The sequence below is a fragment of the Rubripirellula obstinata genome (assembly GCF_001642955.1).
In the GTDB taxonomy this organism is placed as follows: Bacteria; Planctomycetota; Planctomycetia; order Pirellulales; family Pirellulaceae; genus Rubripirellula; species Rubripirellula obstinata.
In genome coordinates, this window is record NZ_LWSK01000074.1 from 1 (window position 1) to 16,865 (window position 16,865).

Annotated in this window: 11 protein-coding genes; 2 read left to right on the top strand and 9 right to left on the bottom strand. The window is 54.8% G+C overall.

From position 1 onward, the window contains the following. Nucleotides 1-245: 245 nt before the first annotated feature. From RC85_RS17040 to RC85_RS17055, 4 genes are read right to left on the bottom strand one after another with little or no spacing between them, the layout of a single operon-like run. Nucleotides 246-584 carry a competence type IV pilus major pilin ComGC gene (locus RC85_RS17040; RefSeq protein ID WP_068265003.1) on the bottom strand — a complete coding sequence of 113 codons (339 nt, stop codon included), beginning with the start codon at nt 582-584 and terminating at the stop codon, nt 246-248. After that, the gene (locus RC85_RS17045) at nt 581-1,744 is read right to left on the bottom strand and encodes a type II secretion system F family protein (RefSeq protein ID WP_068265005.1); all 1,164 of its coding nucleotides are present in this window, start codon (nt 1,742-1,744) and stop codon (nt 581-583) included. The genes RC85_RS17040 and RC85_RS17045 overlap by 4 nt, the downstream gene beginning before the upstream one ends. Nucleotides 1,745-1,770: 26 nt before the next feature. Next, complete coding sequence (locus tag RC85_RS17050) at nt 1,771-3,543, bottom strand: GspE/PulE family protein (RefSeq protein ID WP_084422770.1); 1,773 nt, start codon at nt 3,541-3,543, stop codon at nt 1,771-1,773. A 52-nt stretch (nt 3,544-3,595) separates the two neighbouring features. Continuing rightward, nucleotides 3,596-4,006 carry a response regulator gene (locus RC85_RS17055; protein WP_068265007.1) on the bottom strand — a complete coding sequence of 137 codons (411 nt, stop codon included), beginning with the start codon at nt 4,004-4,006 and terminating at the stop codon, nt 3,596-3,598. Nucleotides 4,007-4,472: 466 nt separating this feature from the next. On the opposite strand from RC85_RS17055, the gene RC85_RS17060 reads away from it, so the two are divergent. Then, on the top strand, nt 4,473-5,591 hold the full coding sequence (locus RC85_RS17060) for a GGDEF domain-containing protein (protein WP_238383145.1): 1,119 nt from the start codon (nt 4,473-4,475) through the stop codon (nt 5,589-5,591). Between the two features lie 1,149 nt (nt 5,592-6,740). Here the strand turns inward: RC85_RS17060 and RC85_RS17065 are convergent. Both RC85_RS17065 and RC85_RS17070 read right to left on the bottom strand, forming a co-directional pair. Next, entirely contained in the window at nt 6,741-12,407 is a 5,667-nt protein-coding gene (locus tag RC85_RS17065; RefSeq protein WP_068265012.1) for a DUF11 domain-containing protein, read from the bottom strand. 195 nt (nt 12,408-12,602) lie between these two features. Beyond that, a complete protein-coding gene (locus RC85_RS17070) occupies nt 12,603-12,824 on the bottom strand; it encodes a hypothetical protein (protein WP_068265013.1) in 222 nt (73 codons plus the stop codon). Nucleotides 12,825-13,041: 217 nt separating this feature from the next. On the opposite strand from RC85_RS17070, the gene RC85_RS17075 reads away from it, so the two are divergent. After that, the gene (locus tag RC85_RS17075) at nt 13,042-13,284 is read left to right on the top strand and encodes a hypothetical protein (protein ID WP_068265016.1); all 243 of its coding nucleotides are present in this window, start codon (nt 13,042-13,044) and stop codon (nt 13,282-13,284) included. A gap of 185 nt (nt 13,285-13,469) precedes the next feature. On the opposite strand, the gene RC85_RS17080 is transcribed toward RC85_RS17075, so the two are convergent. Genes RC85_RS17080 through RC85_RS17090 form a run of 3 tightly spaced genes read right to left on the bottom strand, consistent with a single transcriptional unit; the run spans nt 13,470 to nt 16,449 of the window. Then, nucleotides 13,470-14,810 carry a TRAP transporter large permease gene (locus RC85_RS17080; RefSeq protein ID WP_068265019.1) on the bottom strand — a complete coding sequence of 447 codons (1,341 nt, stop codon included), beginning with the start codon at nt 14,808-14,810 and terminating at the stop codon, nt 13,470-13,472. After that, complete coding sequence (locus tag RC85_RS17085; protein ID WP_149752913.1) at nt 14,810-15,382, bottom strand: TRAP transporter small permease; 573 nt, start codon at nt 15,380-15,382, stop codon at nt 14,810-14,812. The genes RC85_RS17080 and RC85_RS17085 overlap by 1 nt, the downstream gene beginning before the upstream one ends. After that, nucleotides 15,382-16,449, bottom strand: a complete 1,068-nt coding sequence (locus RC85_RS17090; RefSeq protein WP_235033380.1) for a TRAP transporter substrate-binding protein — start codon at nt 16,447-16,449, stop codon at nt 15,382-15,384. The genes RC85_RS17085 and RC85_RS17090 overlap by 1 nt, the downstream gene beginning before the upstream one ends. Nucleotides 16,450-16,865: the final 416 nt, after the last annotated feature.

Sequence of the window (16,865 nt, forward strand, 5' to 3'; positions counted from 1 at the left end):
CGCCATGCTACTTTTCGCCCCGCGTGTTTCGTTCAGCGTGGACGCGCGGGGCGATGCCCACGCGGCTAAACAAAACAATGGGCTTTTACTGGATAAAATCTCTTCACGGCGCCAGGGTTCTGTCCACGACCCGATCAAGCTCGACTGAACCCTGGCGGGATCAGCTACGGGCAGGTTGTTCTCGTAGGTGGCCGGGCCTACCGCGCCGGCCCGTGGGCCTTACGGCCAGTGGCTCACCAGTGCCGTCAGTGCGTCGCGCAGACGACTTTTCCAGTGCGGTCGATCGTCATCGGGTTGCCGGAAACGGGGCAGACCGGAATCGATGCGTCCCAGTACTCGGTCGTCACTAGCTCTCGCATGTCGGTTGACGGGAGTGCTCGGTTGAGTCGCTGGTAACGATCGACTTCGTTTTGAAGCATCTGGCGTGTCAATTCACAAGCACGATCCTGGCCGCCTGCACCGGCGGTTCGCACATGTCGCATTCCCAAAAATCCAACGACGCTGATCAGCACGACCGCGGCGATGATTTCGATCAACGTGAATCCGCTTTTGCGGCTCTGAACTCTGTTTGCTACGTCGATCATTCCAGTACCTCAAACATGTGAAACATGGGTGTGTAAATCGACAGCACAATTCCGCCGATGGCGACCGCCAATCCAATCGTCAACGTGGGTTCCAGCAAACCCACGGTTGCATCAATGCGAGTTTCTAATCGTTCGCGAAGGTGTTCGCAGGTGCCACGCATCGCTTTGGGGAAGTCGCCGGATTGCTCGCCAACGCCAACCAATTGGCAAAGCGTCGCTGGAAAGAATCGTTCGTGCTTGGCGAGTTCGTCGCTCAGCTTTTCACCACGCAACACGCTTCGATTGACTGATTCGACGGTTGCACGGACTTCACGATTGCGAACACATTCTGCCGCAACACCCACCGCTTCGACGGGCGTGTACCCACATTCGACCATCGATGAAATCGCTTCGGCAAACTGCAAAACCGCGATGTCACGCAGCCACGGACCAACGAGCGGTAGCTTCAGCAAAAAACTGTCTAGCTTGCGAGACACTTTGGGGCGAGACCTTGCTGCAACCCACGCACCGACCATGGCAATCACCATCGGAAAGACAAGCCATCCCCAACCAATGACCAACCGACTGATGCCGGTCACAATTTTGGTGACCGTGGGCAGGTCAACGCCGCTGCCGGAATAGACCACCTCGAATTCAGGAACCACCACAACGCACATGAACACCATCAACCCAGCACCGGCCAACGTAATCAGAGCCGGATAGCTGACCTTTTTGATGATGCGTTTCTTGAGTGCGACGGACCGTTCCATTTGTTCGCAAACACGTCGCAGAGCCTTTTCCAAAGCACCACTCTTTTCGCCGATCCGAATTTGCTGGATCTGCATCGCCGTGAAAGTGCGAGGGTACTTTTCCATTCCGCCGCTAAGCGTTCCGCCGGATTCGATCGAAACTCGCAGTCGATTCAGGACATGACGGTACTTACGTGTTGAACGGTCTTCGGCCAATGAGCTAAGCGATTTTGGCAGCGACAAACCGTTTTCTAAAAGCATCAACAGCAGTCCAAGCAAGTCCGCCAACACGGCTGGCTTGATCTTGGTTGGATCACCAGGTTTTTGTGGGCCGACTTGGATCGAATTGAGTTTACGTATCCATCCCATGACACCAAGACTTGGCTTGGTGGCTGGTTGCGTGCGAGAAGGGTACGTCGAGCGTGCGTTCATGTTGGGGAGATCACGATTGGTAAGAACTAGGCGACGTCGGTGTCACGCCGAGCAATGTTTCCAGAATTTGTTTTGTTCGATCCTGATGACTGGCCAGCATCGGAACTGCGACGGTCGCCGCTGGTCTTGAAGTAGACTTCTTCGATCGAGGTGCGTCCGGCGAGTGCTTGTTCGAGTCCCGCACGCGGAAGTTCGACCATGCCAGCTTCCACTGCTAATTGATGCAGTTTGGAATTGGGCACGCCCGCTTCGATGGCGACGGTGATTTCAGGCGTGATCGGCATGATCTCAAAGATCGGAATTCGGCCTGCGAAACCGCTGCCCAAACATTTTTTGCAGCCTTCGCCTTTGAAAAACTTTGCACTGCGATCGACGGTGCCTTCGGGGTCAATTGCGTTCAATAGTTTTTCATTCGCGGGGACCGCACGTTTGCAGTTTTCACAAACACAACGCAGCAATCGCTGTGCGACACTGCCCAACAGCGAACCGGCAATTTTGAAATTATCGACGCCCAAATCACCCAGTCGAGCAACCGCACCCACCGCGTCGTTGGTGTGCAGCGTGCTGATCAACAAGTGTCCGGTCAGAGCCGCTTGAATCGCGGTGGTTGCCGTTTCGCTATCGCGAATTTCACCCACCATGATGACGTCAGGGTCCTGCCGCATGATGAATTTCAACGCGTTGGCGAATCCCATTCCGAATTCATTGTCGCTTTGAACTTGGTTGATGCCGGGCAAACGAAATTCAACCGGATCTTCGACCGTGACGATGTTGCGATCAACTCGGTTTAGAAATTGCAGCGCCGCGTACAGCGTCGTGCTCTTGCCGCTGCCCGTTGGCCCCGTGACGACAAACATGCCGTGCGGCTTATCGATCATTTCGCGAAGCATCGAGTAATCGCGTTCGGTCAACCCAATGTTTTCTAGCTGGAAGGTCTTGCCACCTTCATCTAGCAACCGCAGCACAATCTTCTGCCCATCAACCGTCGGAATACCACTGACCCGAAATCCGACCCGCTTACCGCCGTCGAACACATTGAGGTGACCGTCTTGGGGACGGCGATTTTCGGTCGTATCCATATCCGCCATCACCTTGATTCGGCTGATCACCGATTCTTCGATATGGTTGGGAATTGTCATCACTTGCTGCAGTTCGCCATCGACGCGATAGCGGACCCGCATTTCTGGCTTCAGCGGTTCCAGGTGAACGTCACTGGCACCCGCGTTGACGGCACCTGACAAAATCGCCTGCACCAATCGCACCACCGGTGCATCTTCCTGTTCGGCAACCATCACAGAATTGGATGGGTCGATTTCCTCGGTTGAATGTTCGTGCAGTTCGACCATTTTCATATCGACGATCGTTTGCCGTGCGACACTGCGGTCGTCATAAATGCGGGAAACAAGTGCGACGATGTCATCCGCCATCGCAACCGCCGGATGGATCTGATAGCCGGTCATCAATTCGGCTTCGGCAATCGTTTCAATGTCATCGGGGGCGACCATTGCCAGCGTCATCATGTGCCCTTTGATGTCGATCGCGCCTGCTTGTCGGCTGCGGGCGAAATCTTCTGGGATCAACCGAGCAATTTGTGGGTTGATGTTCGATGGATCGATGTCGACGTAGGGAACCTCAAATTGTTCGGCCAGCGCATGCCCTAGCTCAGCGGTCGATAGCAGTTTTTGCTCGACCAGCCAATCACCAAGCATAATGTTGCGAGGCTTGCTGCTGAACGCCGCTTCCATTTCGTCGGCAGTCAGTACGCCCTGTTCAACTAGAATGTCGCCAAGTCGTCTCATCGCTGATGTTCCTTCATCGCGTGGGCGTTGCCGCTAAGCTTGTGTGCATCCATCATTTTGCTTTCGCCTTCACCGACGTTTTCTGGCTTAGCAAAAGTGTTTCGATTTTCTCTTCCATCACCGTCGGATCGAATGGCGTGATCAGGTAATCTTGTGCGCCCGCGTGGTAGGCGCGTTCAACGGTTTCCAAGCTTGGGTCAAGCGAGAAGATGATGATCGGCAATCGATCGGCAGCGTGCTCGGTTCGTATTCGGGCGATCCATTCCAATCCGTCACCGTCTCTAAGTACGGTATCGACGATGACCAAGTCGGGAATGCTTCGCGAGATTTCTGCCGCAGCCTGCCCGCCGTCTTCGACCGCTGTGACATTGAATCCAAGCAGTTCCAAACGAAACGACACGAGATCACTCAGGATGGGTTCCGAGAAAACGAGCAGCAGTTTGAAATTGGATGAATCGAACAAGGAACAAACGCAGGTGAGATGGAGTTGAGTTCAGTGGAAGCCTAGGTCACGATTTGTTGACGCGTCGATCGCGCCGCGAACCGATTCGCCCGCCCAATCGGCAAAGTCGTTACAAGCGTTAGCGCAGCATCGGCTGTGACGCACGAACATGCCTACTTTGGAAAGCATCGGAGACCCGAGGGGCAGAGTTGACACAGACTTCAAACGTCGGATGCACGGGGAAACTTCCGCCACTGGTTTGACCAGGGGTATGGATTGTGTCGCATTCACCGGAATTGATGATTTGAACTCTTCGAGCCAAAACCCCACTCATCAGAACTCTGTTCATCGGAACTCTGTTCATCAGAATTCGGTTCATCAGAACTCTGTTCATCGGAATTCGGTTCATCGGAATCGTCGCCGACGCAGCAGTGATTCCGCTGTTGCGTCATCTCTGACCATTGCTGCCCATGTTGCTGGGACACTCTTGTTGGTCACCGCGACGTCATTGGTCGCTGGCATCCGGCTAAATGGGTCTCTTTGGTGCGTCATCCTATTGGCTGCTGCCATGGTTCACTGGGCCATCGCTCGCTTTGCCTCAGGTCGCACATTCGCCAGCCTGATTCTGCCCATTCGTTTGCACGAAACCCTCAACACGATCCCGGATGGGCTGATGCTTATTGACGATCAAGATCGCATCGTGATGGCGAATGATGCGTTTCTAAAATCAATCGAAATGCGACAACGCGATGTGGTGGGCCGCACCGCGAAATCGTTGCCTTGGGAATGCAGCAAATCTTCATCACAACACGAGATGCCGTGGACGCATGCGTTACGCAGCCAAAAACCGCAAGGCGAACAGATGATGCGATTCAGAACGCCCGGTGGAAATACGCGATTCTTTTCGATCAATTCGTCGCCGCTGGACACGGACCAAGACGGTTGCCAGGGAGCGATGGTGACGCTGCGTGACGTGACCCAAATTGAAAGCCGTCGCAGCGAAGTCGAGCAGATGATGTTGATGCTGCGTAGCAGTCGCGATCACATCTCGTCTCGTAATCGCGAACTGCAAGTCATGGCTGACGAAGATCCACTGACAGGCTGCTTTAACCGCCGCGCGTTCTTCGATCGTCTGAAACCCATTTGGGAAGAATCGATCCAGCACGATTCATCGCTCGCCTGTTTGATGATTGATGTCGATCATTTCAAACAAGTCAACGACATGTTTGGACATCAGGTTGGCGACGAAGTCCTGAGAACCATTGCCCGAGTTCTTTGTGATCACTTTGGCCCGCCAGCGATTATTGGACGTTACGGAGGCGAAGAGTTCTGCGTGTTGATTCCTCAGGTAGACATGCAACAAGGCACCACCATTTCAAACCAAGTTCTCGCCCAGGTCCAAGCCGCTCAATTCGACAGCCAAGCCGGACTCAGCTTAAGCGTAAGCATCGGTGTTTCTGTTAGAACCAAGGGACTTCACCAGCCCGAAGATTTGATTCGACAAGCTGATGAATGTCTATACTTAGCAAAACAGAACGGTCGAAACTGCGTCGTTGGCAGGACCGATTTTCTTCGCATCAAGGAACAGCAAGCATTGTTAGCGTGACAGCTAAGTTTCGAGCGACGAAAAACGCCTTTTCCGAAACAATCAGCAGCCACGCGTAAGTGAACGTCCCGCTTAAAACCTGAACATGCCAACCGAACCATGCTCTGTTAGTCCCGAAGGGACGGAAGCTCGGTGCCGGGTGCGAAGCACCCGGATACGGTCCAACAAACACCGCTCAGAGCCTCGATCGATCGGCGGCAAAGCCGCCGATCGATCGAGGCTCTGACAAATATGGGGCGGTATGTGCCGGGTGCTGAACGGCTTGTCGATTCATTCAATATTCGGTGAGCCGCTGGCTGTAAGGCACTCTTTGGGTTCACTCTTTGAATTCACTCTTTGAATTCACCGAGCAGTGCGGTAGGCCCGGCCGCTTACGCGTCGCGGCTCACTTTAATCAACAAGACCTGACGCACCCGGCAAAGGGATGTCACCGCTCCGCAGCTTAGAACTTGAGCATGCCGACGGCCAGGTTCTGTTAGTCCCGGAGGGACGGAAGCTCGGTGCCGGGTGCGAAGCACCCGGATACGATCCAACAAACACCACTCAGAGCCTTGATCGATCGGCGGCAAAGCCGCCGATCGATCGAGGCTCTGACAGATATGGCGAGGCATGTGCCGGGTGCTGACCGGCTTGTCGATTCATTCAATATCTGGTGAGCCGCTGGCTGTGAGGCACTCTTTGGGGCTACCGAGCAGTGCGGTGGGCCCGGCCGCTTACGCGTCGCGGCTCACTTTAATCGACAGGCCGTGACGCAACCGGCAAAAGGCTGTCACCGCTCCGTGGCTTAGAACTTGAGCATGCCGACGGCCAGGCTCAGTTAGTCCCGGAGGGACGGAAGCTCGGTGCCGGGTGCGAAGCACCCGGATACAATCCAACAAACACCACTCAAATCCTTGATCGATCGGCGGCAAAGCCGCCGATCGATCAAGGATTTGACAGATATGGGGCGGTATGTGCCGGGTGCTGACCGGCTTGTCGATTCATTCAATATTCGGTGAACCGCTGGCTGTGAGGCAATCTTTGGGGCTACCGAGCAGTGCGGTAGGCCCGGCCGCTTACGCGTCGCGGCTCACTTTAATCGACAAGGCCGTGACGCACCCGGCAAAGGGCTGTCAACGCTCCGCGGCTGATTGACGTAACGCAGTTGAGTTAGCGTGACAGGAACAATCGCTTACTCAACAATCGTGGTGCTCGGATGATGAGTGTCTGTTGATCATCTTCGGCTTCAACATTGTTGCCCGGCAAACTATCAACATCGAATTGATCCAATTCGATGACTTCAATCGGCACTTCGCGGAAGCCCCGTTCATCGACCCGAGCCGTCACAGTCAACGTGGTTGATCCGCCGCTGGCTAGCGTTCCAATCTCCCAACGACCCGTGATCGGATCGTAAACGCCCACCGATGGAACTGCCGACAAAATCGTTAGTCCCGCTGGTATGTTTGCTCGGGTCGTCAAACCGCTCGCACCGATCGTGCCTTCGTTGAACGTCGTGAACGTGATGGTGATGACATCGTCAATCATTGGTTCTTCGATATCAACCGTTGCCGATACCGCGATGTCCACCACCAACGGTGTGACGACAACGGACGCTTGATCGTCTTCGCCTGCGATCGTGTTGCCAGCGGTGCTGTCGGGATCAAACTGACGCACCGCGAACACTTCGGCGGTATTGGTTTGAGGCATCGCCGAGGTCGCGGTGGCAACGATTTGTAGTGTCGGAGTGGTCAAGTTTGGTACTCGATCGATAACCCACAAACCGGTCACGGGATCGTAGGTTCCAACCGACGGAGTTGCCGAAACAAACGTCAATCCCGTCGGCAAGACATCTCGCACGGACACTTCGGTGGCGTCGTCAGGACCTTCGTTGGTAAGCGTCAAGGTGAACGTTACATTCTCGGACTGAGTTGGCGATGGATTGCCAACCGTTTTCCGAAGCGACAAGTCAGCGACCTGAGTCGTGATTTCGACGCTGGCTTGATCGTCTTCAGTAATCACATTGTTGCCAGCGGTGCTGTCGATGTCGAACTGATCCAACATCGTTAGTTCAGCCGAATTGATCACGCTGCGAATGTTTCCGACCGTTGCTCCGATGCGAAGCGTCGCTACGGCATCATCGGCGATCGAACCGACGTTCCACAATCCGGTTGACTGGTCATAACTGCCCTGGCTGGCCGTGAAGTCGCGAAACGTCAGGCCATCGGGCAATCGATCGGTGACTTGCACGCCGGTCGCGTTCGATGGACCATCGTTGGTTAGCGTCAACGTAAAGTCGATGTCATCGCCGACGTTCGGATTTGCATCATCGACCATCTTCATCAGTGCCAAGTCAACGACCTGCGGCGACAGCGTGACTTCCGAAATGTCGTCTTGGTCCGCGATGCCGTCACCGGGAACGCTGTCCGGATCAAATTCGCTGGAAGCAATGATCTCGGCTCGATTGGTTTTGTCACCCTGAGTATCAACGGTGGCGATCAAGTCGAGCGTTGCCGAAGAACCGCTGGCCAATGTCGGAATCGTCCAGCGCCCGCCTGCTGTTTCAAAAGCACCGACACTTGGCGTTGAAGAGCGCAGCGTCATGCCGACGGGGAAGAAGTCCCGAACGACAATGTCCGACGCTGGATCGGGACCGGCGTTGAAAATCGTCACCGTGAATGTCACGTCGTCGCCCAAGTTGGGCGCGTCGGATGAAACGGTTTTGACGAGCGACAGATCCGCACTGGCCGGCGTTAGCGTGATAGTGGCACTGTCGTCTTCGCCTGGATTGACCGCTGAATTCCCGGGCGTGCTGTCTTCATCGAATTCGTTGGCGGCTGTTACTTCGGCCGCGTTGGTGAATTCAACAAACTGATTGACCACCGCAACAATCTGAATCGATTCCGTTGCACCTGCGGCGAGAGATCCGATGGTCCATTGACCGTTGGCAAAGTTGAAATCGCCCACCGATGGATCGCTGCTAATGAAGGTGACGCCGCTGGGCAAAGTGTCGGTCACCACGACTCCCGTGGCAGTCGATGGACCAGCGTTCGATGCCGTGACGGTAAACGTAACCTCGTCGCCAACCGATGGACGATCGGGCGAAGCGGTTTTGGTCAACGACAAATCGACCACCGGTGGCGTCAGGCTTGCGGAATCCTGATCGTCTTCGGATTCGACATTGTTGCCAGCCATGGAATCGGGGTCGGCCTGATCAGATGCACTGACCCGCGCGGTGTTGACCTTGGTTCCCTGAGTCAACACGGTCGCGTTAATGGACAGGGTCGCCGATTGCCCGGCCTGCAACACGCCAAGATCCCAGTTGCCAGTGGTCGCGTTGTAGTCGCCCGCCGAGAGGCTGTTGGAATTGAATTGCAAACCGGCTGGCAACAGGTCTAAAACCGTCACGCCGGTCGCGTTGTCAGGGCCTTCGTTTTCAATGACAACGGTAAAGGTGATGACTTCGCCCACGTTGGGTGCTTCGTTGCTGACGGTTTTAGTCAGCGACAAATCGGCGACGGGCGTGCTGAACGTGACCGACGCCTGATCGTCTTCGCCGGCGTTGTTGTTCGCGGGCGTGGAATCAACGTCAGGCTGACCCGCTGCGGTGACTTCGGCACGGTTGATTGCATCAGTCAAGACTTGGTCGATGCGAACAAATAAAGCGAGAGTTTCCGTATCGTTGCGGTTGAGCGTTCCCACCGTCCATGCACCGCTGGTGGTGTTGAAACTGCCGCGTGAAGGCGTGCTGCGAACCAGCGTCACACCAGTCGGCAAGAAATCGGTGACGACGACTCCGCTGGCGTCACTCGGTCCGTCATTGCGAACACCGATCGTAAACGTGACCTCGTCGCCGACGTTGGGGCTATCGTCGCTGATGGTTTTGGTCAGCGACAAATCGATCTGTTGACCTGACACGCTGGCGCTAGCGATGTCGTCTTCACCGGCGTTACCGTTGCCCGGCGTGCTGTCAGGATCTTGCTGATCCGCCGCGATGATCTCGGCCGTGTTGGTTGCCAAATCGCTGGTCGTCGTGGTCGCGACAATTGACAGAGTTGCTGAACTGCCTGATGCGAGGGTTGGAATTAACCATAGACCAGTACCGGAATCATAGTTGCCAGTGGTTTCGGTTTCGGAGACGAAATTGACGCCCGCTGGTAACTGATCGCGCACCGTGATGGAGGTAGCGGTGTTGGGGCCCGCGTTGGAAACGACGATTGTGAAGGTGACGTTTTCGCCAACGTCGGGCGTGGCATCGCTGACCGTCTTTGTGATCGACAAGTCCGCCGTTGCGATTTGGAATCCGACGGAATCTTGATCGTCCTCGGCGGCGATGTTGTTGGCGGGTGTGCTGTCGCTATCGAACTGGTCGGCTGCGATCACTTCGGCAGTGTTGGGCAGCGCTGTTGCTGAATCAACGCGAGCTCGAATTCGCAGACTAGTGGATGTCCCGGGTGCGAGCGATGGGATCGTCCAGTTTCCTGTCCCCGGCGTGTAGGTTCCGGTGTCGGTCGTATGATCCAAGAACGCAACACCGGCGGGCAGAACGTCACGCACGACGATGCCGGTCGCGGTGTCAAAATTGCCGTTGGTCAGCGTGACGGTGTAATTGATCTCATCACCTACATCGACGACGGCGTTGTCGATGGTTTTGCTGATCGACAAATCAATTGTCGGTGGATCGATAACGACGCTTGCTTGATCGTCTTCGGCCGCATCGCTGTTGCCGGGCGTGCTGTCAGGATCAAACTGGTCGGACGCACTTACCTGCGCCGTGTTGGTCAGCGTTTGCGACGAATCCACTGTTGCACGAATGGTCAGTGATACGGTGCTGCCCGATGTGATGGTGCCGATGGTCCAAAGACCGCTAGTGAAATCGTAATTCCCATTTTCCGTGACCGAACCGGCTTCGGTCAGGCCCGCTGGCAACGGATCTCTGACAACAACATTGGTCGCGTCATTGGGCCCTTGGTTTTGGACCGCGACGGTGAAGCTGATTTCGTCGCCAACGTTGGGTGATGGGTTATCAACCGTCTTCGTCAGCGAAAGATCAGCGGTTTCCGCGGTCAGCGTGACCGATGCGATGTCGTCTTCGCCCACGGCGCTGTTGCCAGGCGTGCTGTCGATGTCGAATTGGTCCGCTGCGATGATCTCGGCTGTGTTGGTCACGGTGGTCGCATTGCCAACGACCGTGGGCAACATCAGCGTTGCCGATTGCCCGATACCCAGCGTGGGAATCGACCAGATTCCACTGGTCGTGTTGTAGTTGCCGGTCGATGGATTGGGCGTCGAAAGGGTCAAGCCCGCTGGGACAACATCGCGGACCTGAATTCCAGTTGCCACGTCAGGGCCTTGATTGGTGACGGTCACAATGAAGTTGACCGTTTGCCCAACATTGGGCGAAGCATCATCAACCGTTTTTGAAAGACTCAAATCGATCGCGACCGTCTGAATCGTCACCGAAGCTTGATCGTCTTCTGTTTCGATGTTATTGCCGGGTGTGCTGTCAGGATCAGGTTGATCGACCGCGGTGATTTCGGCTGTGTTGGTTCGGCTACCAAAGCTAGAAACGGTTCCATTGATGGTCAGCGTCGCGGAACTGCCACCGACCAAGTTTCCGACGGTCCAAACGCCAGTTCCCGGAATGTAGTTTCCGGTGCTTGGCGTCGCCGTGACAAAGTTGATGCCGGTTGGCAGCAAGTCGGTGACTTCCACACCCGTCGCGTTGTCGGGGCCTTGATTGTTGACAGTCACCGTGAACGTCACCGTGTCACCGACGCCGGGTGTGGCATTGTTAACGGTCTTGGTTAATTGCAAGTCGGCGGATTGAGTGTTGGCGAAGTCCTGAACGAAGTCCGTTGTTCCGACGGCACCGATGACTTCGGATGCTCCGTTGACATCTGCTGCTCCCGTGATTTCGAGTTCGATCGCGCCGACGTTTGCAAAGTCGGCTCCACCGCCAGCAGTTGGAACGAATTGCGAGAACGGAAGGAATTCGGCGGAAAGGAAACTGCCAGCGGTGACGGGAATTGGAAGTGTGGCCGTGCTGAACCGACCGGCCGTTCCCGCGACACCGTCATCACTGTAGACGCGAACCGTTGCGACTCCGCCAGCCAAGTCGGCGCGGATTTGCAACTGAATACCTTTGGCATCTGTTTCCAAATTGGTTGGCGACAAACCTGTATCGTCGATGGTGGTAACATCATTGTCGGGTCCATCCCAGACGATTCGCCGCGGACCCTGACCTGTTTGGAAAGAGTCGAATGTCAATTGATTGGGAAGCAGTGGATCATCCACGCTCAATTGAACCGCGCCGTTGACGCTCGTCTTCTCGACAATCAGTTCACGTTCGCCTCCGATGATCTCGGAAGTTAGCCCGGCCGCAATCGTGCTGACGGGACCGTCGCCTTGAGTCGTATCGCGAGCTTCTTGGCTGGTTTGATCAAACGTGTCGATGGGCGTCGTGATCCTTCCACGGACCGCGTCTGCGGAAATCGCGATCAGCGGCGATACCTGCTCTTGTACCGACCTGCCATCGCTAAGCGTGCCTGCGCGTTGCCGAACGAAGTAGTTCCCCGCGGTCAGCCGATCGAACCGATATTGTCCTGAGCCAACGACCGACATTTCGCCGCTGCCCACGGGCGTGTCTTGATTCGGTTCAAACGTGGCATCGCCGTCATCTCGAAACAGTTCCAACGAAACACTAGCCGGGACCGGTCCACCGGTTTGCTCAACGGTGACCGTTCCGACAATTGCCGCCAAATCCGTCGCCGCAACCAGCAGCCGACGGTCTTCCAGAATCTCGCCAAAAAGCCTGCGACGTCGCTTGTGACTGGTCATCGTTAAAATCCAAAGGTTCTGTCATCAAAGAAGAACCTATGGTTTGCCACATCCACCCAGGCAAAACAAGCACCCTGGGTAAAACACGGCGACTTTACCGACTACGGTCGCTTAGCCCGACAGTGATGATGACGAGCCGACTAACCACGCTGCGAAGTTAATGCCAGTGGAACGATGGGCGAGTGCCGACCATTGTCACTGGTTGTTACCGTTGTCGGGGCGAATTGCCTCGAAATAGCGGCGTACAGTTTCGCGATGGCCGATCGGAAGTGGTTCACTTTCCAGTACAGCTTCGGCTTGCCGTTTAAAGTCGTCATACTTTTTGCTGTAGCCCCGGACAGCCTGCTGTTCGCCCTCCAAAGCCTGCAACACCTCTGATTCGCTCTCTGCCTCGATTGAGTCCCAACGCAAGGACACTGAGATGCAAGGTCGCAAAGGTTTTGCAAATGCAGCTCTTTGCGTCTTCGCGGCCTGGCGACTTCGCGTTTTAATTTGATGGCATAACTCAAGGTCAGGAGAAAAGTGCGTTAGATGGTGGGTGGCCCCTCCCATCCTGGCCCCTTCCATCCTGCAGCTTGCCAATGAGGATCTTCCTTCGAGCTACACTCCCAAGGACCGAAGTCTGGCAAACACGATGCGTGCGATTTACGACTGCCTGGATGGACTGCACGAGCATGCTGATGAGGGCGAAGATTTATTCAGTCGCCTCGCCTATGCATTGACGGATCGTTATCAGCGTCAAGGATCCAAAAAGGCTCGGTTCAGACCGAAGCAATCAGAAAAGAAGAAAAAGAAAATCAAGCGACCGGACGTCAGAGAAATGACGAACGATGAACGTGAGAAGCTTCATGAAATAGACTATGAAATCGCCGCGTAAAAACCTTACACGGCGTTGGGCATCGCCCCGCGCGTTGTGCTGGACCCGAACGCGCGGCGCGATGCCCACGCGGTTAAACGATTCAAAAACCCTTCACGGCGGCAGGCGCTTCCCGTTTAGCGAACTCAGCCAGAAGCTTAGAATTCTCAGCCATTAGCTGCTCGGCCTTCTGGACCTGGCGGAGTTTATTCCTGGTCGCCACGCATGAAGGTGCTTTGCTGCACGTCTTCTGCTTTTAGCTGCTTTGTTTGCACGGGCAACCATAGCGATGTGGCGGGGACGTAGGTAATGACAAGCAACGCCAGCACCATCGATACAAAGAACGGCAGCATGTACTTCGTCACTTTGGCGATCGTCGTTTTGCCGACACCGCAACCGATGAACAAGCAAGTTCCAACCGGCGGCGTACACAAACCGATGCACAAATTCGCAATCATCATGATTCCGAAATGCACCGGATGCATCCCAAGTCGTTCGACGACCGGCAAGAAGATCGGCGTGAAAATCAGAACCGCTGGTGTCATGTCCATGAACGTTCCGACGCACAACAACAATACGTTGATCGTCAGCAAAATAATGATCGGATTTTCGGACATCCCCAGCAAGGTCGCGCTGACCGTTTGAGGAATGTTAGCCATCGTCATGATCCAGCTCATCCCTGAACTTGCACCGATCAACAGCATCACAACCGCGGTCGTAATCCCGGTTTGCAGCAACAAATCCGGCAATTCACTGATCTTGATTTCACGATAGAAAACCACCGACAACAGCAACGCATAGACCACCGCAATCGCAGCAGCCTCGGTTGCCGTGAACACTCCGGCCAAAATCCCACCAATCACAATGATGATCAGGAACAAACTTAGGAACGCTCGTTTGAAACTAACCAGAATCTCTTTGAACGATGACCGCGGTTCTCGCGGATATTTGTTCTTGATCGCAAACGCGCCGCACACCAACATGATGAACAGACCGGTGACTAGGCCGGGCAAGACACCCGCCATAAACATTGCCGCGATCGACACCGAACCAGCGGCGACTGAATAGACGATCATGATGTTACTAGGCGGAATCAACAGGCCCGTTGTGGCGGCCGTCGTTGTCACGGCAACGTTGAATTCGCGGTTGTAACCCTTGCGATTCATCTCGGGGATCATGAATCCACCGACTGACGATACCGCGGCGGCGGCTGAACCAGAGATCGACCCAAACAACATGCAGGTCAGCGTGTTGACGTAGGCCAGTCCGCCGGGAAAGAAGCCGACCAAAGTTCCGGCAAAGTCGATCAACCGACTGGCCATTCCGCCGCGTCCCATCAAGTGACCCGACAGAATGAAAAAAGGAATCGCTAGCAGTGCAAAACTGTTGACACCGCTGACCATGTTTGCAGCGACGACCACACTTGGGCTGGATCCTTCGGCCAAGATTGCCACGAAGGTGGACAGCGCGATCGCAACAGCGATGGGAACATCCATCACTAACAAAAGAGCAAAGACCACAACAAGAATCAGTGCGATGGTTCCCATTACTTGCTTGCTTCCTGTGTCTTAGAAGAGGTCTTAGAAGATGTTTCTGAGGTTGATTCTTGCGATTCGGATTTATCAGGCTCGGCAGTTGACTCGGTCACCGTTTCGATCAGATTTTCAACACTGTAGAGCACCATAAATACGCCGGCGATGGGAAGTGCCAAATAGACGTAACCCATTTTCCATCCCAGTGCTGGCGTCATCTGTTCCATTGCCAACGCATCACGCACGACTTGAAAACCGCCATACAGAAAGATCGCACCGGCAAAAAACAGCACGACTAAATGGCCCAGCACTGCGACGGCTTTGCGAGCGTCGGGATGAAACTTGCCGACGAAGTAATCGACGCCCAGGTGTCCCTTGGTTCCGAACGCCACCGCGCCGCCAAGCAGCGAGACCCAGATCAGCAGAAACCGGGCAAGCTCTTCGGTCCAGTTTGCTTGTTGCCCAATGGCGTAACGAGTGAAGACGCCCCAGACGACATCGAGGACCAACAGGCCCACCGCCAAGATCAGCGTGACCTCCAACGTCTTGTCCATGCAGGTTCTTAATCCAGAAACAGCACGCCGCATCACTTCACCTCCGAGATTTGCTTGATCAGATCGCGAACAATCGGATTCTCGGCATTCTCTAACATTGGTGCGACCTTGCTGGTGAAAGCTTCGGTATCCACTTCATAGATCGTCACGCCTTCGGCCTTGGCCTGTTCCATCGCGGTTGCCGTCATCTCTGCCCAAAGCTTGCGTTGGTAAACCGAAGACTCGGTGGCGGCTTGCTGGAGCCACTGCTGCACTTTCGGGTCAAGATTGTTCCAAACTTTGGTGCTGATCAATAGCATGTCGGGAACACGAGTGTGTCCATTGAGCGAAAAGTGCTTGCAGACTTCGTAGTGTTTATTTGTGCTGAAACTTGGCAAGTTGTTTTCAGCACCATCGACCGTTCCCTGAGCCAATGCCGAATAGAGTTCACCCCACGCGATTGGCGTCGGCGCTCCTCCCATCGCCTTGACCATTTCGATGGCCGTTGCACTGTTCATGACGCGAATCTTCATTCCCTTCAAATCATCCGGCGTACGGATCGGGTCGTTCTTGGTGTAGAAGTTACGACTTCCAGCGTCGTAGTAGCACAAGCCGCGCAGGAATTTCTTTTCACCATCTTGCAGCAACGTTTTGCCAATCTCGCCACCGATCACTGACCAATAATGTTCGCCATCACGAAACACATACGGATAGCTGAATACTGACATCGACGGAATGAAATTCTCCATCGCCGCCGCCGAAGTTTTGGTCATCGCCAGCGATCCGTTTTGCAACTGTTCGATGCACTGAGTTTCTGACCCCAGAACTGAACTTGGGTAGATATCCATGCTGACCGAACCACCGGAAAGCTCCTCCAACCGCTGCTTCATCTTTTCCATCGCCAGGTGAACCGGGTGGCCGGTGTCCAGTCCGTGCCCCAATTTCAATACAAGCTGATTGGCACCGCCACCACCGCTGGCTGCCTGGTTCTTTTGCGATCGCAGAAAGAGCGAAAAGCCGACGGTGGCCACCAAGCCGCCGATCAGAAGCCCTGCTATGAACATCGAAAGTGATTTGCCGATTGAACCACTGGTTTCTTTGTCGTTGGATGTCTCTTCCATCGTGAAAACGTTCTGATTATTTGGTTTAAGGAGTCCGACTTTGCAAAAGTGTTACGGCCCCAGCATACCGGTTCCACGACGGGTCGTGCCATCGCAGCAAATTCCGCCATTCCACTGGGTTGCGGTTCATGGCAAGCTTAATTCAGACGGGAATGCGGTTTTCGACCTGTCGGCTAAGTTTAGCAAAAAGTCGCCTCCTTCACTTGAATCACCTTTGGGGAGCACTGTTTTTAAGGACCGTCGAGACAATGAATGGCGGGAAAATTGGTAGCGAAAGTCGCCAAGATTTTCGGTTTGTCGAGTCGCCGAAACTCTTGGCGAGTTTCGCTACGCCACTTATTGTTCCGACGGTTTTAAGGCGAGATGCATCCGCGTTGGTGGCTTTCGTTTTCGGCGAAGTGTTTGACGTGAACATG

Excerpts from the sequence above, each read along its gene's own strand:
- RC85_RS17040 (WP_068265003.1), bottom strand. The coding sequence starts at position 584 with ATGATCGACGTAGCAAACAGAGTTCAGAGCCGCAAAAGCGGATTCACG.
- RC85_RS17045 (WP_068265005.1), bottom strand. The coding sequence starts at position 1,744 with ATGAACGCACGCTCGACGTACCCTTCTCGCACGCAACCAGCCACCAAG.
- RC85_RS17050 (WP_084422770.1), bottom strand. The coding sequence starts at position 3,543 with ATGAGACGACTTGGCGACATTCTAGTTGAACAGGGCGTACTGACTGCC.
- RC85_RS17065 (WP_068265012.1), bottom strand. The coding sequence starts at position 12,407 with ATGACCAGTCACAAGCGACGTCGCAGGCTTTTTGGCGAGATTCTGGAA.
- RC85_RS17075 (WP_068265016.1), top strand. The coding sequence starts at position 13,042 with ATGCGTGCGATTTACGACTGCCTGGATGGACTGCACGAGCATGCTGAT.
- RC85_RS17080 (WP_068265019.1), bottom strand. The coding sequence starts at position 14,810 with ATGGGAACCATCGCACTGATTCTTGTTGTGGTCTTTGCTCTTTTGTTA.
- RC85_RS17085 (WP_149752913.1), bottom strand. The coding sequence starts at position 15,382 with ATGCGGCGTGCTGTTTCTGGATTAAGAACCTGCATGGACAAGACGTTG.
- RC85_RS17090 (WP_235033380.1), bottom strand. The coding sequence starts at position 16,449 with ATGGAAGAGACATCCAACGACAAAGAAACCAGTGGTTCAATCGGCAAA.